This is a genomic window from Streptomyces nigra (assembly GCF_003074055.1).
GTDB classification, from domain to species: Bacteria; Actinomycetota; Actinomycetes; order Streptomycetales; family Streptomycetaceae; genus Streptomyces; species Streptomyces nigra.
Genome location: NZ_CP029043.1, coordinates 640,925 through 660,049, shown reverse-complemented (window position 1 = coordinate 660,049; position 19,125 = coordinate 640,925). Strand labels below are relative to the sequence as shown.

Genomic DNA, 19,125 nt, shown 5'->3' with positions numbered 1-19,125 from the left:
GGATGTGTCCGACACGTGGAGGAGGTGTGACGGTGATGTGAAGGGGTGGGCGGGGTGGCATCCGCGCAGGGCAGACCGAGGGCGCCGGGCGGAGACCCGGCCGCGGGTTCCCGCGCGCCGTCTGTCGTGCCGTACGCCGATATTGGCCGGAACCGGGACACCGGCGCCACCGGAACGAACGGACCGGACCGATGTCTATCGGGCATGCGGCGGTTTCCGGCCGCAGGGAACACTGGGCCCATGACCCCGACCCTCGTGGACCCGCACGCCGTCCCCGCCGTGCTGCGGCCCTACTTCACCGAACTGGTCCGCCGCACGCACCGCCTGTGCGGCGCGCGCCTGGTGAGCGTCGTGGCCGTCGGTTCGGTCGCGCTCGGCGACTACCGGCACGGCCGCAGCGACATCGACGTCACCGTCGTACTGGACGGGACAACGCCCACCTCCCTGTCGGTGGACCTCGCCGCCGCGCTCGCGCACCCCGCGCTGCCCTGCCCGGCGGCCGGGCTCGAACTCGTGGTGTACGACGCCGGGTTCGCGGCGCGGCCGTCCGGAGACGCCGGATATCTGCTGGACCTCAACACCGGACCGCTGCTGCCCTCACGCGTCAGCCTCGACCCGGCGGAGTCCCCGGCGTTCTGGTACGTCATCGACCGCTCGGTCGCCCACCAGGCCGGACGGACGCTGTACGGGGCGCCCGCACGCGGGGTCATCGCCGAACCCGCCCGCGCCGATCTGCTCGCCGCGATCCGCGCCTCCGTCCGGGAGCACGGCGCCGGCGACGGGCACCTCGCGGACAACCGGGTCCTCAACGGCTGCCGGGCCGTGCGCTACCGCCGGACCGGCAGTTGGGAGCCCAAACGGGAAGCCGCCCGTGCGGTCGCGGCCGCCGAGGAACGCTTCCGCCCGCTCGTCGAGGCCGCCCTGCACAGCTACGAGCAGCCGTCCCGTACGGCCGCCGCGCCGCTGCCCGCCGAGCGGGTGCGGGAGTTCCTGGCCTGGGTGGCCGAGGAGGTGGCCGGGACGGACACTCCGTAGCGGAGGCCCGTCCCGGCCGCGCGGCACGGGGACCGGATCAGACGGCCGGTGCCGGGTAGGTCGGGTACTCGACGCCGGAGACGTGCTGGACGACCCGGATGACCTGGCAGGAGTAGCCGAACTCGTTGTCGTACCAGAGGTAGAGGATGGCGTTGTCGCCCTCCACCTTCAGCGCGCCCGCGTCCACGATCGACGCGTGCCGGGAGCCGATGAAGTCGCTGGAGACCGCGTCGGGCGCCGTGATGAAGTCGATCTGGCGGCGCAGCGGCGAGGTCAGCGACACCTCGCGGAGGTAGTCGTGCACCTCCTCGCGGGTCGCCTCCCGCTTCAGCTGCAGGTTGAGGATCGCGATCGAGACGTCCGGCACCGGCACCCGGATCGAGCTGCCGGTGATCCGGGCCTTGAGGTCGGGCAGCGCCTTGGCGACGGCCGAGGCGGCGCCGGTCTCGGTGATGACCATGTTGAGCGGCGCGGAGCGGCCCCGGCGCTCGGACTTGTGGTAGTTGTCCAGCAGGTTCTGGTCGTTGGTGAACGAGTGGACCGTCTCCACGTGCCCGCGCTGCACGCCGTACTCGTCGTCCATCGCCTTCAGCGGCGGCACGATGGCGTTGGTGGTGCAGGACGCGCAGGACAGGATCTGCTCGTCCGGCTTGATCGTGTCGTGGTTGACGCCGTGCACGATGTTCGGGACGTCACCCTTGCCGGGCGCGGTCAGCACGACCTTGTCGACACCGGGGCGCAGGTGCTTCGACAGGCCCTCCCGGTCGCGCCACTTGCCGGTGTTGTCGATCAGGATGGCGTTCTTGATGCCGTACGCCGTGTAGTCGACCTCGGAGGGGTCGTTGGCGTAGATCACCTTGATCGCGTTGCCGTTGGCGAAGATCGTGCTGCTCGCCTCGTCCACGGTGATCGTGCCCTGGAACTGCCCGTGGATCGAGTCGCGGCGCAGCAGCGAGGCCCGCTTGACGATGTCCTGCTCGCCGCCGCCACGCACGACGATGGCGCGCAGCCGCAGACCGTTGCCCGACCCGGACTTCTCGATGAGCAGCCGGGCCACGAGCCGGCCGATGCGGCCGAAGCCGTACAGGACGACGTCGCGTCCCTCGCCCCGCTCGATCTTGTTGGCGCCGGTGGCACCCGCGACGGCCTCGGCGGTGAACGCCTCCACCGACAGACCGCGGTCGTCCGCCTTGTAGGTGGCCGCCAGCATGCCGAGGTCGATCTGCGACGGACCGAGGTCGAGAGCGGCGAGCGCCTTGAGGAAGGGGAGCGTCTCGGTGACCGAGAGCTCCTCGCCCGCGATCTGCCGGGCGAAGCGGTGCGTCTTGAGGATGCTGACCACCGACTTGTTCACCAAGGAGCGGCTGTGGACGAGGACGGTGACGTCCCTCTCCCGGTGCAGCTTCCCGATGATCGGGATCATCGATTCCGCGATCTCCTCGCGGTTCTTCCAGTGGGTGAACGAGTCGTCGTTGACAGTCACGGGCGCGGGCCTATCTTTCGAGCTAGGTGGCGCTCATATGCTAACCGCAGGGTTCGACGGGTGTTCGAAGGGGGGGGCCGCACATGATGAGATGGTCCCCTATCGCCCTGTTTCGCCGGAGTGCGGCGGAGCGGCGGCCCGACGAGGAGGGTGGGACGGGTGGAGCTGGAGCTGCGGCATCTGCGGGTGCTGTGCGCCATCGCGGACGCGGGGAGCGTCGGCCGGGCGGCGGCGGAGCTGGGCTACTCCCAGCCCGCCGTCAGCACCCAGCTCCGCCGGATCGAGCGGTACTTCGGCGAGCCCGTCTTCGAGCGCGGCCCGGCCGGGGTGCAGCTGACCCCGTACGGCTTCGAGGTCGTCGCCTCGGCCCGGGACGTGCTGGCCCGCGCGGACGCGATCGGCCGGCGGCCCGCCGGCGGTGGCGCGGGGGCCCGGCGCACACTGAAGGTCGCCGCGACCAACTCGCCGATGCTGGCGGGCATGGTGTCCGGGCTGCGCGCCCGGATGCCCGACGTCTCCCTCGCGGTGAACAGCGTCTACGCGTCCTCGCGGATCGTCGAGCTGCTGGAGGAGGGCGCGGTGGACGCCGCCCTCGCCGCCGACTACCCGGGGCGTGAGCTGCGGCACTCCGACGAGGTCGCCCATCGCGGGATCGTCACCGAGCCCACCTTCGTGGCCCTGCCGGCCCGGCATCCGCTCGCCCAGCGCTCCCAGGTCGCCCTCGCCGACCTGGCGGGCGAGGAGTGGTTCCTGACGCCGGACGACGGGGCGGGCTGGCCGGAGGTGTTCCACGCGGCCTGTACGGCCGCCGGGTTCACGCCGGCCGTCGCGCACGAGTTCCTCGGCGACCACCGGCAGCTGCAGGGCATGATCGCCGACGGGCTGGGCGTGGCGGTCGTGCAGCCGACGATGCGGCCCCTCCCACAGGTGGTCGTGAAGCCGCTGCAGGGGACGCCGCTGTGGTGCCGGTACGTCCTGGCCTGGCGGCGCGCGGCCGTCACCGAGGAGCTGGCCGACGCGCTGTTCCGGTCCGCCGCCGAGGCGCACCGCCAACTCGTCGCCCAGTCACCGCACTTGAGGGCCTGGGCCGCCCGCACCTGGGGAGTGCCGGGGGCGTAACCGCGACGGGCCCAGGACCGCCGGGACGTTATGGCCGCCCGGCGCCAACTGCTATGCCGTACGGCGTTGTTGGGCCGCACCCGCGTTGAGACAGTCCTCTCACGCCTCAGCACCCCACCCCGAGGCGCATCCGTCCCTGGAGGATCCCCGATGCGCTACCGCTTCGTGCTGCCCGGACGCCTGGCGTCCGCACTGGCCGCCGGTGTCGCCCTCACCACGACGATGACGGTCCCCGCCCTGGCCGCGCGGCCCGACCCCACTCCTGTCGTCGCGCCCGCGAGTACACCGGCCCCGCCCCCCACCGGCACCTCCTCCGGTCCCGCCGTCCGGGAACGGCCGGTCAGCCCGGCCCAGGTGCCGCCCCTCACCCCGGCCCACCTCCCCGCCCGCAAGGCCGCCGCGTCCGCCGCCTGCACCCCCGCCGACTTCGGCAGCCGTACCGGGGCGGCGCTCGTCGCCTTCGTCGAGGCCTCCACCACGGACTGCGTGAACAGCCTCTTCGCGGTCGGCGCCACGGACGCCCGCGCCGTCTTCCGGGAGTCCCAGATGGTCACGGTCGCCGACGCGTTCACGCGCGTAGCGCGGACGTACCGCGGCGACAACAGCGCCCGCATCAGCCAGCTCGTCCTCTTCCTGCGGGCCGGCTACTACGTGCAGTTCAACCACCCCGACGCCACCGGCCCCTACGGCACCGCCCTCACCCGGGCCACCACCCGCGGCCTGGACACCTTCTTCGCACGCCCGCGGTCCCGCGATGTCACGGCGGCCAACGGCGACGTGCTGAGCGAGGTCGTCATCCTCACCGACAGCGCCGACCGGCAGGCCCGCTACCTCGACGTCTACCAGCGCGTCCTGGACGACTACGACCACTCCTACGACGGCATCCCCAGCATGCTCGCCGCCGTCAACGCCGTGCACACCCCGCTCTGGCGCGGCCACTGGAACCCCGACTACGTCCGGGCGGTCACCGCCGACCGGTCCGTCGTGTACACCCTGCACACCTTCGCCCTCGCCCATCTCGACCTGCTGGGCACCGAGCGCGGCTACCTCACCTCCAACGCCGGGATGAACCTGGCGCGGCACGTCGAGCACCCCGGCCAGCGGACCGCCGTCCGGCCCCGGATACGGCACCTGCTGGACACCGCCCGGATCACCGGCCCCACCGCCGGGCTCTGGGTGAGCGTCGCCACCCAGGCCGACACCTACGACGGTGACAACTGCGCGTACTACGGCATCTGCGACCTGCGCGGCCGGCTGCTGCGCGCGGCCCTGCCGATCACCCACCGCTGTGACGCCACCCGCACGATCCGCGCCCAGTCCCTGAGCCGGACCGACCTCGACGCGGCGTGCGCCAGCGTGCTCGGCCAGGACGCCTACGTCCACGACGTCGTCCGGGACCCCGGCCCCATCCCGGGCCAGCACCTGTCCACGCTCGACCTCTACGTCTTCGCCGGGCGCGAGGACTACCGCACCTACGCCGGCGCGATCTTCGGCATCAGCACCGACAACGGCGGCATGACCCTCATCGGCGATCCCGACGACCCCGGGAACGAGCCCTTCGCGGTCATGTACCGCAAGAGCGAGGACACCGGGCACGCCGCCCGCATCTGGAACCTCAACCACGAGTACACGCACTACCTGGACGCCCGCGACAACCTGAAGGGCGACTTCGCCCAGCAGACCTCGGTGCCGGACGTCTGGTGGATCGAGGGCTTCGCCGAGTACGTCTCCTACGGCTACCGGGGCCTCACGTACACGAACGCGGTCGCCGAGGCCGGCCGGCACACCTACCGGCTGAGCACGCTGTTCGGGAACACGTACGCCAACAGCGACGTCACCCGCACCTACGCCTGGGGATATCTGGCGGTCCGCTACATGCTCGAACGGCACCCGGCCGAGGTGCACCGCATGCTGGAGCGGTTCCGCGCGGGTGACTACGCGGGCGGGCACGCCGTGTACGCCACCGGGATCGGCACCCGTTACGACGCCGACTTCGACGCCTGGCTGACGGAGTGCGCGGCGGGCGCGTGCGCAGCCTGACGCCTCAGGGTTCGGGAGTCTCGGACTCCAGGGCCGCGCGGGTCGGCTGCCCGTAGACGCCGGACTCGTCGTCGAGGACGACACGGGTCAGCTGGTAGGCGCGGACCGCGTTCTCGACGGAGCGGCCGTAGACACCGTCGGCCTCGCCGCCGTAGAGGCCGGTCCGGCGCAGCCGGAGCTGTAGTTCGACTACCTCGGGGCCCTCGTCGCCCGGGCGGAGGACCGGCGGTTCGCCCGCCGGTCCGGTCGGCGTGGGCTCCGGGCCACTGGTCGGGGCCGCACCGGACGGTGTCGCCGACGCGGTTCCGGACGCCTGCGCCGCCGTGGGGGATGCGCCGGTCGACCGGGTCGCCGAGGGGGAGTTGGCCGACGGCGACGACGGTGCCGTGGACACCGGGCCGGGGGTGGTGCCTGCTCCGGTGCCGGTCTCGGCCGGGGTGCCGGGCAGCGGGGCCCGCAGGCCGTCGTCGGCGGCGCCGTCCCGGGCCGGGCTGTCGTAGCCGAACAGGCCGCCGAAGGAGGCGCCCGTCACCGCCACCGCCAGCAGGGCGCCGGCCCCGGCGATCAGCGGGGCGCGACGGCGCCTGGGGCGCTTCGGCCCGGGCTCGGCAGTGGGCGGCTCGTCGTCGGTGGCGGGGGAGAGGGGTGTCGTCTCCTCGGTCCGGTCGGCCGGTGGTGGCGCTTCCGCTCCGGTGCCGTCCGTCTCGTCCAGGCCCACGAACGGGCGGATCCGCACCGGATCGAAGTCCTCCGCGGCCGCGACCTCCGCCGTACGGGCCTGGCTGCGGGCGTCGGCGGCCCGGTCGCCGCAGTCGCACGCGGGGGTGCCGTCGGACGCCCTGGGGGCGCCGCACGCAGGGCAGACGAGGCGGTCGGGTTCGCTCACGTGGGGGTCCTTCTCCATACCGGACCCAGAGTCTAGACATAAGTTCAACACTCAATCTCCACGGTGCGGGAGGTTGGCGGAGGCCCGGCCCCCGAGCGGCCGAATTCAGCCGCCTCTCAGGCCGAGCGGCTCGGCGAGGCCCCCGCGGCCGGCCGTCCGACATGGCCGGTGAACCAGTCGCAGGCCAGTTCCGCCACCGTGCGCAGGGCGCCGGGCTCCTCGAACAGGTGGGTCGCGCCGGGAACGACGGCGATCCGGTGCTCGCAGTGCATCCGGTCCGCCGCCAGCCGGTTGAGACTGAGGACGTGGGTGTCCCGGCTGCCGACGACGAGCAGCGTCGGCGCGCGCAGCCGGGTCAGGGCCGCGGGTGTCGCGAGGTCGGGCCGGCCGCCTCGGGAGACCACCGAGCGGATGCCGGAGCCGGACAGCGCGGCGGCCTCCAGCGCTGCCGCCGCCCCCGTGCTGGCGCCGAAGTAGGCGACGGGCAGCCCGGTCTGCGTGCGCAGCCACACGGACGCGGCGTGCAGCCGCCGGGCCAGCAGCAGGATGTCGAACACGTTGTGCCGGTCGTGCGCCTCGGCGTCGGTGAGCAGGTCGAGCAGCAGCGTCGCCAGGCCCGCGCGCTGCAGCGCGGCCGCCACATACCGGTTGCGCGGACTGTGCCGGCTGCTGCCGCTGCCGTGCGCGAAGGCCACCGCCACGGGCGCCCCGTCCGGCACCGCCAGCCACGCGCCGAGCTGCGACCCCGCGGCCGGGATCCGCACCTCCCGCTCCACCGGCGCCGCCGTGTTCCCGGTCGGCGGGACCGCGGCGGTGGCCCGCGCCAGCAGGGAGACCACCTCCGCGTCCGGGACCTGGTCGAAGTCCCGGTACCAGGCGCCCACCGCGCCGAAGTCACGGGGCGTGCGCGGGCACACGACGGCGTCGGCCACCTGCCGCAGCCGGGCCACCGAGTGCTCGGGCGCCACCGGCACCGCGAGGACGACCCGGGCCGCGCCCTGACCCCGTACCACCCGGCAGGCGGCCTCGGCGGTCGCGCCGGTGGCGAGTCCGTCGTCCACCACCACGGCCGTACGGCCGGTCACCGGCACCGCCTCCCGCCGTCGCCGGTAGGCGCGCACCCGCCGCTCCAGCTCGGCGCGCTCGGCCGCCTCGACCGACTCCAGCGCGGCGGACGAGACCCCGGCCGCGGCGATCACGTCCCGGTTCAGGACGCGCACGCCGTGCTCGCCGATCGCCCCGAACGCCCACTCCGGCTGACCCGGCACCCCCAGCTTGCGCACCACCAGCACATCGAGGGGCGCGCCCAGGTGCCGGGCGACCTCGGCCGCCACCGGCACCCCGCCGCGCGGCAGGGCCAGGACGACCACGTCACCGCCCCGCAGCTCCTCCAGCTCCCCGGCGAGGAGCCGCCCGGCAGTCCGGCGGTCGTCGTATCGCATACCCGCCTCCCGCACCCGCGAGGACCGGACCCGCTTCGTCCCGTGCCTTCAGGCTACGACCGTTCGGCGCGGCCCTCAGCGCCGTGCGCACACCCGGGACCCCGCGTGTAGGAATGCCGCACTCCGGATCGGGTAGGCGGGCATGACCGCGCCGAGGACCAACCATGCCCTCGGCGGGGTGTACGACCGCCGCTATCTGGGGATTTCGCCATGAACACACCCGCGCACGACAACTCCGCGACACCGGCCAGGCGAGCACTGGACGCGCTGGCCGACAACACCGAGGACCGGGCGGCGATGGACACGCTGGCGAGCAGCGACGTCCTCGTGCCCGTGCCCGACGACGCCGGCGACGGCGACGCCACGGACCCCGGCGTCGTGGCACTCCCGGTGATCGAACGGTCGGGCGCCGAGCCCGTGGTCCCCGTCTTCACCTCGGAGCCCGCGATGGCGGAGCTCCTGCCGACCGTCTCCCGCTACCGTCTGGTGCCGCTGGGCGCGCTCGCCTCGCAGTGGCCCTCGGACGAGCTGGCCCTGTCGATAGACGCCGGGTCCGAGCACCCGCTGACCCTCACGTCGGAAGGGGTGCGCACTCTGCTGGCGCGTCCGTGAGCGCGGCGGCCCGGACGCCCGGCGTCGGCCCCCGGGTCAGGCGCCGAGCATCCGGGCCAGCGCGGCGCGCTGCAGCGGCAGTACCTCGGCGTGCAGGGCACGGCCCTTGGGGGTCAGCGTCACGTACACGCCGCGCCGGTCCTCCGCACACACGGAACGCTCGACGAGACCGTCCTTCTCCAGGCGCCCGATGAGCCGCGACAGCGCGCTCTGGCTGAGATGGACCCGGCCGACGAGGTTCTGGACCCGGCAGGGCGCCTGCGCGTCGGGGGTCGAGGAGACAAGGATGTCGAGCACCTCGAAGTCACTCGCGCCCAGCCCGTGCGGATGCAGGACGCGGTCGATCTCGCACATCGTCCGGGCGTGCACGGACAGGATGTCCCGCCACCGTTCCTCGAGCCCCGCCTCGACCGTGTTCGCTGCCATACCCGCACGGTAGCACCGATGCGGGCATTTGTTGATCGTGCAACTAGTGCCGGTGCGGGGCCGCTGGAACAGCCCCGTCCCCGGGCGCCCGCCGAACCCCTCCAGCCTCCGGCCCGGCTGTGGTGCGGACACGAACTGCCGTTCCGTACAAGGACGTTCGGTACCGGACAACGACCCGTGAGTCCCGGACACGGGGGTGGGTCCTGCGGGACAGTGGAAGCACGCGCCACGCCGCGGCCGGACGGAGGGGAACGACCATGCTGAGGACTCCCGTCAACGAGACGCGCCTCGCCATCCTGGAATGGCTCAGGGATCCGGTCGCGCACTTCCCCGCGCGGCGGGCCGCCGACGCCGGCGAGGACGGGGTCACCGCCGCCGCCGTCGCCGCGCGGCTCGGGGTGCCCCGCGCGGTCGCCGAGACCCACCTGGGGCTCCTCACCGGGCTCGGCCTGCTGCGCACCCTGCGGGTCGGGCGGCGCACCTACTACCGGCGGGACGAGGTGCGCATCGCCGAGATGGCCCGCATGTTCGAGAAGGGCTGGTAGCCCGCCGCCTCACGTGTGGGCGGGCTCGTGGTGCTCGCGCACCGCGATCCGGGCCAGCTTCGTCAGCATCATGCCGTTGCGGATCGCCACGACGTAGTCCACGGGCAGCCCGTGCATCCGGGTGCCGGGCCCCCGCAGCGGATGCCAGTCGATGACGAAGAGGGTGTGCTCGCCCCAGGGGATCAGCCGCATCGCGATCCGGGCCGCACCGAAGGGTTCGGCCCGCGCCTCCAGTTCCAGCCGCCGCGCGGGCTCGCAGATCCGCACCACGACGTCGTCGTCCAGCGTCACGGGGCCGACCCCGACGCGCACCCGCAGCCGGGCGCCCACGTCCGGCCAGTGCGGATCCACGGTGAGCACCCGCTGGGTCCCGGTGACCCACTCCCCGTAGCGGCTGCCGTCGGCGAGCAGGCTCCAGACCTCGGACGGTGAACTGAGGATCAGACGGCGGTTGCGGGCCATCCCGACCACTCTCCTTCCCCGTGCGCGGACCGGCTCGACGGGCCCTCCGACCGTAACCGGCGGCCACTCGGCGGGCATCCGCAGCGGGGCCGGATCGGGCGTGCGCGGCGGGGGCGGGCCGCGCGTGTGCGGCAGGGGGTCGATACCCTGGTGTCCGGCCGCGAGCACCTCGCGGCGCGGCGGTGGGGCCCGCCGTACCCGAACCGCGGCAGCTGCGCCGCCAACGGTCCCTACTTGCAACCGCGCGGCCCGCTGTCGGGCCCAGGCGAGTAGGAGACACACCCATGACCACCCAGGGAACCGACCGCGCGCCCGCCCCCGCGCGGACCACCCGGCCGCCGGCCTGGCGGGCCCAGGTGCCGGTCGTCGCGGTCGTCACGCTCGGCGGGGCCCTCGGCGCCGCCGCCCGCTACGCGGCCTCCCTGCGCTGGCCGGCCACGCCCGGCGCGTTCCCCTGGGCGACCTTCTGGGTCAACGTCGTCGGCTGCGCCGTGATCGGCGCGTTCATGGTGCTCCTCGCCGAGCGATGGGCCGCCCACCGCCTGGTCCGCCCCTTCTTCGGCACGGGCGTGCTCGGCGGCTTCACCACGTTCTCCACCTACGCCGTCGACATCCGCACCCTGGTGGACGACGGTCACCCGCGCACCGCGCTGGCCTATCTCGCCGCCACCCTGGCCGCGGCGCTCACCGCCGTATGGCTCGCGTCGGCGGTCACCCGCCGCGCCCTGAGGAGGAGGCCGTCATGAACGGTACGACCGGCCGCGCCCTGCGCCTGACCGTGCTCGTCGGCGAGCACGACACCTGGCACCACCGCCCGCTGTACTCGGAGATCGTGCACCGGGCCCACCGGGCCGGTCTCGCCGGCGCCAGCGTCTTCCGGGGCATCGAGGGCTTCGGCGCCTCCTCGCTGGTCCACACCTCACGGCTGCTGTCGCTCAGCGAGTGCATGCCGGTGGCCGTCGTGATCGTCGACACCGAGGAACGCGTCCGGGGCTTCCTGCCGCAACTCGACGAACTCGTCACGGAGGGGCTGGTCACCCTCGACGCGTGCGAGGTCGTCCGGTACGGCGACCGCGCTGGGCACGGACCCGGGGAGGCGCCGGCGTGAACTGGTTCCTGGTGATCGCGGGCGCCGCCGTCGGGGCGCCCCTGCGCTATCTCACCGACCGCGCGGTGCAGGCCCGCCACGCCTCGGTGTTCCCGTGGGGCACCTTCACCGTCAACATCGCCGGCTGCCTCGTCCTCGGCCTGCTCACCGGGGCCGTCGCCGCGGGCGCAGCGGACTCCCACGTCCGGCTGCTCATCGGCACCGGCCTGTGCGGCGCGCTCACCACTTACTCGACCTTCTCGTACGAGACCCTGCGGCTCACGGAGACCGGGGCGGGCCGGTACGCCGTCGCCAACGTGGTGGGGAGCGTGCTCGTGGGACTTGGTGCCGTCTTCCTGGGCGTGACGATCGCCGAGGCGGTGTGGTCGTGAAGGCTCGTCGGGCCGCCGCTTGACAGGAACGGTCACCCGAACGGACCATCGATTCCGTGAACCTGTCAGACAGCCGGACAGCCGGACAGCCGCCGCGCCGCGTCAGCGCCATGGAGGCGGTGCTCGCGCACCTGCGCGACGCCATCGAGCGCGGCGACTACGCCGTGGGCGACAAGCTGCCGTCCGAGGCAGAGCTGTGCCGCACCCTGGAGATCAGCCGGCCCGTGCTGCGGGAGGCCCTGCGGGCGCTGCAGACCATGGGGCTGACCGTCTCCAAGACCGGCAAGGGCACCTTCGTCGTCGCCCGCAGCGTCGAGGACCCGACCTTCGGCGACTACACCGCCCGCGACCTCATGGAGGTGCGCCGGCACGTCGAGATCCCGGTCGCCGGGTACGCGGCCCGCCGCCGCACCCCCGAGAACCTCGACCATCTCGCCCATCTGCTGGACCGCATGGAGCGCGAGACGGACACCACCGCGTGGGTCGCGATGGACACCCTCTTCCACCTGGGCGTCGCCGAGGCCGCGCAGAACCCGGTGTTCCGCCGGGTCATCGAGGAGATCCGCGACGCGCTGGCCCGCCAGTCCGCCTTCCTCAACGAGCTGGGCGGCCGCCGCGAGCAGTCCGACCGCGAACACCGCGCGATCCTGCGCGCCCTGACCGACGGCAGCGAGGGCGACGCCACCGCCGCCATGACCCACCACCTCGACCGTGTCGGGACCACCCTCACCGACATCGTGCGCCGCGGACGCCAGGACGGCCCCACCCCGGCCGCCGGGCACCGCACCCCGCACCCCAGGCCCCGCGCGTGACCCCCGCGCCGGCCGGCCACCCCGCACCGACCTACGACCCCCAGGCAGTGATGTACTCCAGCACCATGGCGGACGCACCCCTCGTCCGCGCACCCCTGCACGCGCCCGTCGCCCACCTCGTCCGCAGCGGCGTCATCGAGGGCACCCACCACGGCTCCGTCGTCGTCCTCGGCCCCGACGGCGCCGTACAGCTCCAGCTCGGCGACATCGAGGCCGCCTTCTACCCGCGCTCGGCGATCAAGCCCGTCCAGGCCGTCGCCATGGTGCGCGCCGGGCTCCCGCTCGACGGCGCGCTGCTCTCGCTCGCCGCGGCCAGCCACTCCGGCGAGGAACGCCACCTCGCCGGCACCCGGCGCATACTCGAACTCGCCGGACTCACCGAGGACGACCTGCGCAACGTCCCGGACCTGCCGTACGACCCGGTCGTACGGGACACCTGGGTGCGCGAGGGCCGTCCGCCGTCCCGGCTCGCCCAGAACTGCTCCGGCAAGCACGCCGCCATGCTCTACACCTGCCGGCTCAACGGCTGGTCCCTGGACGACTACCTCGACCCCGCCCACCCCCTCCAGCAGGCGATCGCCGAGATCGTCGAGGACCTCACCGGGCAGCGCACAGCCCGGGTCAGCGTCGACGGGTGCGGGGCACCGCTGTTCTCCATCTCCCTGCACGGGCTGGCGCGCGCCGCCGCCCGGATCACCACGGCCGCGCCCGGTACCCCCGAGGCGCGCGTCGCGGACGCCATGCGCACCCACGCCGAGATGGCCTCCGGCTCGGGCCGGGACGTCGCGGCGCTGATGCGGGCCGTGCCGGGCCTGCTCGCCAAGGACGGCTTCGAGGGCGTACAGGTCGCGGCCCTCCCGGACGGACGGGCCGTCGCCGTCAAGATCGCCGACGGGGCGAACCGGGCGCGCGTCCCGGTCGCCGCGGCGGCGCTCGCGTGGGCCGGTGTCGACCCCGTGTCGCTCACCGAGTTCCGGGGCGAGGCCCTGCTGGGCGGCGGCCATGAGGTGGGCCGGGTGCAGCCCGTGCCCGCGCTGGAGCCGGCCCCGGTCTCGGCCCTCTCGGCCTGAACGGTCTGCAGGGCTTGAACCGCCGGGCACGCGAAGGGACCCCCGGAAGGGCATGATGTGATCATGGCAGCGTCGACGCCCCTGACCTTCCAGTCGATCCTGGAGCGCATCGCCGAGGAGATCGAGCGGACCCCCGGCCGGGGCCGGCCCGCCGACTACATCCCGGCGCTCGCGGCCCGCGATCCCCGCAGCTTCGGCATGGCGGTCGCCGAGCTCGACGGCACCGTGTACGGCGTGGGGGACTGGCGCGAGCCGTTCTCCGCGCAGTCCATCACCAAGGTGTTCACCCTCGCCCTCGACCTCGCCCGCGAGGGCGACGAGCTGTGGGAGCACGTGGGCCGCGAACCGTCCGGCAACCCGTTCAACTCGCTGGTGCAGCTGGAGTACGAGAACGGCATCCCGCGCAACCCGTTCATCAACGCCGGCGCCCTCGTCGTCACCGACCGCCTCCACACCCGCACCGGCGACGCGGCGAGCGAACTGCTGACCTTCCTGCGCGCCGAGAGCGGCAACGACGGCCTGGACTTCGACCTCGAGGTGGCCGCCTCCGAGACGGCGCACGGGGACCGCAACGCCGCCCTCGCCCACCTGATGGCGTCCTACGGCAACATCGACAACCCCGTGCCCGTCCTGCTGGACGACTACTTCCGGCAGTGCTCCATCATGGCGTCCTGTGCGGACCTCGCCCTGGCGACCATGTTTCTGGCGCGGCACGGCGTCCGGGCCGACGGCACCCGGCTGCTCAGCCTCAGCCAGGCCAAGCAGATCAACGCGATCATGCTGACCTGCGGCACGTACGACGCCGCCGGCGACTTCGCCTACCGGGTGGGCCTGCCCGGCAAGAGCGGGGTGGGCGGCGGCATCATCGCCGTCGTCCCCGGTCGCTGCACGCTGTGCGTATGGAGCCCCGGCCTGGACGAGCGCGGCAACTCGGTGGCCGGTGTGGCGGCCCTCGACCGTTTCACCACGCTCACGGGCGTCTCGGTGTTCTGACACCGGTGCTCCGGCGCCCGCCTCCGGTCACTCGGTCCGGCCCCGCGTCACCAGCGACACGGCCCCCGCTCCCATGCCGGCCGCTCCGGCGATCGCGCACGCCTCCGCCCAGCCCACCCGCCGCTCGGGCGGCGCGGCGGCCACCACCGGTACGGCGCTGGGGCCCGGCCCGGGTCTGGCCCGCCGCCCGTCGAGCGAGCCGACCGGCTCCACGCGTCCGGCAGCACCGAACCCCCAGTCGAGCAGCGCGGACGCCTCCTCGTAGACGGCGTGCCCGCCGCCCGCCCGCGGGTTGAGCACGGTGACCACGAGGGTGCGCCCGCCGCGGCGGGCGGCGGCGACCAGGGTGTTGCCCGCCTCGGTGGTGTAGCCGTTCTTGACGCCGATCGCCCCGGGGTAGCGGGCCACGCCGTCCGCGCCGGTCAGCAGCCGGTTGGTGTTGCGGATCCCGTACGCCCGGCCGCCCGCTCCGGGGAAGAGGGCCTCCGCCGTGCCGCAGTACCGCGCGAAGTCGGCGTTGCGCAGCCCCGCCCGCCCGAACACCGCCAGGTCGTACGCCGAGGACACCTGCCCCGGGGTGTCGTAGCCGTCCGGTGACAGCACCCGGGTGTCGAGGGCGCCCAGGGCGCGCGCCTTCTCCTGCATCCGTGCCGCCGTGGCCCGCCAGCCGCCGTTGAGCGCGGCCAGGACCCGGACGGCGTCGTTGCCCGAGCTGAGGAACACCCCGCGCCACAGGTCGGCGACCCGGTAGGTGCGGCCCTCCGCGACGCCGACCAGGCTGGAGCCGGGACCGATGCCCGCCAGCTCCTCGGGGCGCACGGTGTGCGGGACTCCGGCGGGGAGCGTGGGCAGGACCGTGAGGGCGAACAGGGTCTTGAGCGTGCTGGCGGGCGGCAGCGGGCGGTGCGCCTCGTGGGCGGCGAGCACCTCGCCGGAGTCGGCGTCGGCCACCAGCCAGGACCGCGCGGAGAGGCGGGGCAGCGCGGGGGCGTCCGCGTGGGGCCTCACCTGGGTGCCGGACCGGTACAGCAGCGCGGGCGGCGGGGTCGCGCGGGGTCCGCGTGGCGGGTCGGGGTCGTGCCCGGGGTGCGCGGAGGCGGAGGCGGGCGCCAGCGCCAGCATACCGGCCGCGCCGAGGGCGCAGGCGGACACGAGAGCCCGTGCGGTAAATCCGATCTTCATACCGCCAACGTAGGAACAGGAGACGGCCGCGGGGCGCTGCCCGGGCCGCGCGGGCCGCTCCGGCACCCGGACGGGCGATGCCCGGCAGGTGGCAGGTGGCAGGTGGCAGGTGGCAGGCGGCGAGGTCGGACGGCCGGCGCGTCAGGCGGCCGGCAGTGTCGGCTGGATGCGCCGCAGGAACGTGGCGTTGTCCGGGGTCTCGCGCATCCGCTCCAGCAGGGTCTCCGTACCGCTGAGGCCGTCCCGGCTGCGCAGGGCCCGGCGCAGGCCTCGTACCGCGTTCAACTCGCCCGGCGACAGCAGCAGTTCCTCGCGGCGGGTGCCGGACGGGTCGATCTCGACGGCGGGGAAGACACGGCGGGAGGCCAGCTCCCGGCTCAGCCGCAGCTCCATGTTGCCGGTGCTCTTGAGCTCCTCGAAGAAGTAGTCGTCGGCCCGGGACCCCGTCTCGACGAGGGCTGTGGCGAGGACGGTGAGCGAACCGCCCTCCTCGGCGAGCCGCGCGGCACCGAAGAACCGCTTGGGGCCCTGCAACGCGGCAGCGTCGACACCGCCGCTCAGGGTGCGGCCGCCGGAACCGGCCGCGTTGTTGTGCGCCCGGCACAGCCGGGTCAGCGAGTCGAACAGGATGACGACGTCGTCGCCCGCCTCCACCAGCCGCTTGGCCCGCTCGACGACCAGCTCGGCCAGTGCGATGTGCTGCCTGGGCGACCGGTCGAAGGTGGAGGCGTAGACCTCGCCGCGCACGGAGCGCCGCATGTCGGTGACCTCCTCGGGGCGTTCGTCGAGGAGTACGACCATCAGCCGGCACTCCGGGTGGTTGCCGGCGACGGCCGCCGCGATCTGCTGGAGCAGCACGGTCTTGCCCGTCTTGGGCGGCGCCACGATCAGTCCGCGCTGTCCCTTGCCGACGGGGGCGATGAGGTCGGCGACCCGCCCGGCCGCACCGGACGCCGGGTGCTCCAGGCGGAGGCGCTCCCGGGGGTGCAGCGGCGTCAGATCGCCGAAGCGGCGGCGCTCGTGGCCGGGCGTGCGCCCGTCGACGCGGACGACGCCGGTGAGGGTGCGGCGCTCGCCGCGTTCGCCCTCGACGAGGTCGCCCTTGCGCAGGCCGTACCGGCGGATCAGCGCGGGGGAGACCTGTGGGTCGGCGGGGGAGGGCAGCAGGTTCGGGGACCGCAGATGCCCCTTCCCGCTCGCGTCGATGTCGAGGACACCGGTGACGGCGTGGACGGCGGCCCGCTCGGGTGCCGTGGGGTGTTCGAGTGTGGTGGTCATGGTGGGTGTCCTTTCGGACGGAAGACAGACGGAAGACAGAGGACATGCGTGAGGGAGGGGAAGGGCCGCGTGAGAGACGGGAAGGCGTGGAACGTGCCTTCGCGGGCGGCGAGAACGGCACCTCGTCGAACGAAGCGAAATCGCTGGTCACACGAGGTGGGAGAGAAAGCCGCCGGTACGCCGACCGGCGAACGGGGGAGAGGGACAGGCACCGGCGCCCACGACGGGGCGTACACAAGTGCTGTCTGGACCGTACCACGGGGCTTCAGGGCATGGCGAGCAGTGCGTACGGCGGGGGCTCTTCAAGCCCTGTCGAACGGGGTACGGGACAGCGGGAGTTGAGCAGCGCGACGGGCGGCGGGAGGACCACCACACCCGCCGCCCGCCCGTGCGAGACCTCTACGCGGAGCGCGTCTCGGCGTCCGCCACGATCCGGTCGAACTGCGCACCCATGGCCTCGGCCAGCGCCTGGAGCCCGGACAGCGGGCGCACCATCACCATGAAGTCGTCGATCAGCCCGTCCTCGTTCACCGACAGGAAGTCGCAGCCGGTGACCTGCTTGTCGCCGACCCGCGCGGTGAAGACCAGCGCGTGGTCGCGGCCGCCCGCGTCGTTGATCTCGCGGACGTACTTGAAGTCCTCGAAGACCCGGACGACACCGCGCAGGATCGCCGCCGTGATCGCCTTGCCGGTGTACGGCTTGAACACCGCCGGGCTGGTGAAGACGACGTCCTCCGCCAGCAACGCCTCGATGGCGTCGGTGTCACCCGCCTCGACCGCCGCACGGAAAGCGTGCATCCGGATCACCTCATAGTCAATTAGTTGAGTAAGTGCGGATGACAATAGTCACCCGCTGTTACGGTGTCCACATGTCCCTCAAGTACGCCGTGCTCGCCGCCCTGCTCGAGGGTGAGGCCTCGGGCTACGAGCTGTCCAAGCTCTTCGACATCTCGTTCGCGAACTTCTGGCCCGCGACCCCGCAGCAGCTCTACCGGGAACTGGAACGCCTCGCCCAGGACGGCCTCGTCGAGGCCAGGTTCGTGCAGCAGGAACGCCGCCCCAACAAACGGATGTTCACGCTCACCGAGGCCGGTCGCGCCGACCTGCGCGCCTTCGCCGCCGAACCGCCCCGGAGGCCCACCGCCATCCGGGACGAACTCCTCATCAAGGTCCAGGCCATGGAGGACGCGGAGACCGCCCGCGCGCTGGTCGAGGAGCGCCGGGGCTGGGCGCGCGGAAAGCTCGACCGCTACGAACGCGTCCGCGAACGGCTGCTGGACGGCCGGACCGAGGAGGAGTATCTGCGGGACGCGGAGCGCATCGGGCCCTATCTGACGCTGCTGGCGGGTATCTCCTTCGAGGAGGAGAACCTGCGCTGGTGCGACCGCGTCCTCGCGGTCCTCGGCCGACGTGTCGCGGCGGGGTGACGGCGATGTTCAGCCCCGAGGGTCCCAGCCTGCGCGAACTCACCGTCCAGGCCCTGTCGTCGGTCGAGCGCGGCTACGACCTGCTCGCCCCCAAGTTCGACCACACGCCGTTCCGTACGCCGGACTCGGTCCTGACCGCCGTCAGGGGCGCGCTCGCCGCCGACGGCCCGTACGAGGACGGACTGGACCTGTGCTGCGGTACGGGCGCCGGGGCGGGTGTCCTGGGCGAGCTGTGCCGGCGCAGCGTCACCGGTGTCGACTTCAGCGCGGGCATGCTCGAGGTCGCCCGGCGGCGGGCCGTGCCGGGCTCACGGACGGGTGACGGGCCCCGGGTGCACTGGGTGCGTGCGGACGCCCGTGCGCTGCCGTTCACGTCCGCCTTCGACCTGGTGGTGAGTTTCGGGGCGTTCGGCCACTTCCTGCCGCGTGAGCTGCCCGGACTCTTCGCCCAGGTCCACACGGTCCTGCGGCCGGGCGGCCGCTTCGCCTTCCCGGTCGTGGCGCCGCCGCGCCCCACGTCGCCCGCCTACTGGGCGCTGCTGGGCTTCGACGCGGTGATGCGCGTACGCAACGCCGTCCGGCGGCCGCCGTTCGTCATGTACTACCGCACCTTCCGGCTGGCGGAGGTGCGCGCGGGCCTCGCGGAGGCGGGGTTCGAGGTGTCCTGGCAGCCGCTGCCCGAGTTCGGCGCGCGGCGGGACGGCAGCCCTCGGGTGCGGATGGTGGTGGCGCGCCGGCCCCTGAAATGACCTGCGCAGATGGCCTGCGCAGATGGCCTGCGCAGATGGCCTGCACAGATGGCCTGCACAGATGGCCTGCACAAATGGTCGACAC

General features: G+C 73.6%; 21 protein-coding genes. 13 read left to right on the top strand and 8 right to left on the bottom strand.

Annotated elements, in window-relative coordinates; all coding sequences use genetic code 11:
• Nucleotides 1-240 precede the first annotated feature (240 nt).
• Nucleotides 241-1,035, top strand: a complete 795-nt coding sequence (locus tag DC008_RS03085; RefSeq protein WP_108705594.1) for an aminoglycoside adenylyltransferase domain-containing protein — start codon at nt 241-243, stop codon at nt 1,033-1,035.
• Nucleotides 1,036-1,072: 37 nt separating this feature from the next.
• Here the strand turns inward: DC008_RS03085 and DC008_RS03080 are convergent, their stop codons facing one another.
• The gene (locus DC008_RS03080) at nt 1,073-2,518 is read right to left on the bottom strand and encodes a glyceraldehyde-3-phosphate dehydrogenase (RefSeq protein WP_108705593.1); all 1,446 of its coding nucleotides are present in this window, start codon (nt 2,516-2,518) and stop codon (nt 1,073-1,075) included.
• A 159-nt stretch (nt 2,519-2,677) separates the two neighbouring features.
• On the opposite strand from DC008_RS03080, the gene DC008_RS03075 reads away from it, so the two are divergent.
• The gene (locus tag DC008_RS03075) at nt 2,678-3,637 is read left to right on the top strand and encodes a LysR family transcriptional regulator (protein ID WP_108705592.1); all 960 of its coding nucleotides are present in this window, start codon (nt 2,678-2,680) and stop codon (nt 3,635-3,637) included.
• Nucleotides 3,638-3,787: 150 nt separating this feature from the next.
• Nucleotides 3,788-5,677: a collagenase gene (locus tag DC008_RS03070; protein ID WP_108705591.1), complete on the top strand. Its 1,890-nt coding sequence runs from the start codon at nt 3,788-3,790 to the stop codon at nt 5,675-5,677.
• Nucleotides 5,678-5,681: 4 nt separating this feature from the next.
• Here the strand turns inward: DC008_RS03070 and DC008_RS03065 are convergent, their stop codons facing one another.
• The gene (locus tag DC008_RS03065) at nt 5,682-6,563 is read right to left on the bottom strand and encodes a peptidoglycan-binding domain-containing protein (protein WP_108710542.1); all 882 of its coding nucleotides are present in this window, start codon (nt 6,561-6,563) and stop codon (nt 5,682-5,684) included.
• A 116-nt stretch (nt 6,564-6,679) separates the two neighbouring features.
• The gene (locus tag DC008_RS03060) at nt 6,680-8,005 is read right to left on the bottom strand and encodes a phosphoribosyltransferase family protein (protein ID WP_108705590.1); all 1,326 of its coding nucleotides are present in this window, start codon (nt 8,003-8,005) and stop codon (nt 6,680-6,682) included.
• 210 nt (nt 8,006-8,215) lie between these two features.
• Between DC008_RS03060 and DC008_RS03055 the strand changes: the two genes are divergently transcribed.
• A complete protein-coding gene (locus tag DC008_RS03055) occupies nt 8,216-8,617 on the top strand; it encodes an SseB family protein (RefSeq protein ID WP_055619644.1) in 402 nt (133 codons plus the stop codon).
• A gap of 36 nt (nt 8,618-8,653) precedes the next feature.
• Here DC008_RS03055 and DC008_RS03050 read toward each other — a convergent pair whose 3' ends face one another.
• Entirely contained in the window at nt 8,654-9,043 is a 390-nt protein-coding gene (locus tag DC008_RS03050) for a MarR family winged helix-turn-helix transcriptional regulator (protein ID WP_108705589.1), read from the bottom strand.
• Nucleotides 9,044-9,300: 257 nt separating this feature from the next.
• Here DC008_RS03050 and DC008_RS03045 point away from each other — a divergent pair, with 257 nt between their 5' ends.
• Nucleotides 9,301-9,588 carry a helix-turn-helix domain-containing protein gene (locus tag DC008_RS03045; protein WP_108705588.1) on the top strand — a complete coding sequence of 96 codons (288 nt, stop codon included), beginning with the start codon at nt 9,301-9,303 and terminating at the stop codon, nt 9,586-9,588.
• A gap of 9 nt (nt 9,589-9,597) precedes the next feature.
• On the opposite strand, the gene DC008_RS03040 is transcribed toward DC008_RS03045, so the two are convergent.
• Entirely contained in the window at nt 9,598-10,050 is a 453-nt protein-coding gene (locus DC008_RS03040; protein WP_108705587.1) for an SRPBCC family protein, read from the bottom strand.
• Between the two features lie 284 nt (nt 10,051-10,334).
• On the opposite strand from DC008_RS03040, the gene crcB (DC008_RS03035) reads away from it, so the two are divergent.
• The 6 genes from crcB (DC008_RS03035) (at nt 10,335) to DC008_RS03010 (ending at nt 14,404) form a co-directional block, all read left to right on the top strand.
• Nucleotides 10,335-10,796 carry a fluoride efflux transporter CrcB gene (crcB, locus tag DC008_RS03035; protein ID WP_108705586.1) on the top strand — a complete coding sequence of 154 codons (462 nt, stop codon included), beginning with the start codon at nt 10,335-10,337 and terminating at the stop codon, nt 10,794-10,796.
• Complete coding sequence (locus DC008_RS03030; RefSeq protein WP_108705585.1) at nt 10,793-11,158, top strand: DUF190 domain-containing protein; 366 nt, start codon at nt 10,793-10,795, stop codon at nt 11,156-11,158. The genes crcB (DC008_RS03035) and DC008_RS03030 overlap by 4 nt, the downstream gene beginning before the upstream one ends.
• Nucleotides 11,155-11,529, top strand: coding sequence for a fluoride efflux transporter CrcB (gene crcB, locus DC008_RS03025; RefSeq protein WP_108705584.1), 375 nt, complete (start codon nt 11,155-11,157; stop codon nt 11,527-11,529). Before DC008_RS03030 ends, crcB (DC008_RS03025) begins: the two co-directional genes overlap by 4 nt.
• 56 nt (nt 11,530-11,585) lie before the next feature.
• The gene (locus DC008_RS03020; RefSeq protein ID WP_108705583.1) at nt 11,586-12,341 is read left to right on the top strand and encodes a FadR/GntR family transcriptional regulator; all 756 of its coding nucleotides are present in this window, start codon (nt 11,586-11,588) and stop codon (nt 12,339-12,341) included.
• 50 nt (nt 12,342-12,391) lie between these two features.
• Nucleotides 12,392-13,411 carry an asparaginase gene (locus DC008_RS03015; RefSeq protein ID WP_108705582.1) on the top strand — a complete coding sequence of 340 codons (1,020 nt, stop codon included), beginning with the start codon at nt 12,392-12,394 and terminating at the stop codon, nt 13,409-13,411.
• Nucleotides 13,412-13,474: 63 nt separating this feature from the next.
• Nucleotides 13,475-14,404, top strand: a complete 930-nt coding sequence (locus tag DC008_RS03010) for a glutaminase (RefSeq protein ID WP_108710541.1) — start codon at nt 13,475-13,477, stop codon at nt 14,402-14,404.
• A gap of 27 nt (nt 14,405-14,431) precedes the next feature.
• On the opposite strand, the gene DC008_RS03005 is transcribed toward DC008_RS03010, so the two are convergent.
• The 3 genes from DC008_RS03005 to DC008_RS02995 form a co-directional block, all read right to left on the bottom strand.
• Nucleotides 14,432-15,586: a D-alanyl-D-alanine carboxypeptidase family protein gene (locus tag DC008_RS03005; RefSeq protein ID WP_108705581.1), complete on the bottom strand. Its 1,155-nt coding sequence runs from the start codon at nt 15,584-15,586 to the stop codon at nt 14,432-14,434.
• A gap of 141 nt (nt 15,587-15,727) precedes the next feature.
• On the bottom strand, nt 15,728-16,864 hold the full coding sequence (gene rho / locus DC008_RS03000; RefSeq protein ID WP_108705580.1) for a transcription termination factor Rho: 1,137 nt from the start codon (nt 16,862-16,864) through the stop codon (nt 15,728-15,730).
• A 399-nt stretch (nt 16,865-17,263) separates the two neighbouring features.
• Nucleotides 17,264-17,662: a nuclear transport factor 2 family protein gene (locus tag DC008_RS02995; protein ID WP_108710540.1), complete on the bottom strand. Its 399-nt coding sequence runs from the start codon at nt 17,660-17,662 to the stop codon at nt 17,264-17,266.
• Between the two features lie 71 nt (nt 17,663-17,733).
• Here DC008_RS02995 and DC008_RS02990 point away from each other — a divergent pair, with 71 nt between their 5' ends.
• The gene (locus DC008_RS02990) at nt 17,734-18,291 is read left to right on the top strand and encodes a PadR family transcriptional regulator (protein WP_108705579.1); all 558 of its coding nucleotides are present in this window, start codon (nt 17,734-17,736) and stop codon (nt 18,289-18,291) included.
• A gap of 5 nt (nt 18,292-18,296) precedes the next feature.
• Nucleotides 18,297-19,040, top strand: coding sequence for a class I SAM-dependent methyltransferase (locus DC008_RS02985; protein WP_108705578.1), 744 nt, complete (start codon nt 18,297-18,299; stop codon nt 19,038-19,040).
• Nucleotides 19,041-19,125 lie beyond the last annotated feature (85 nt).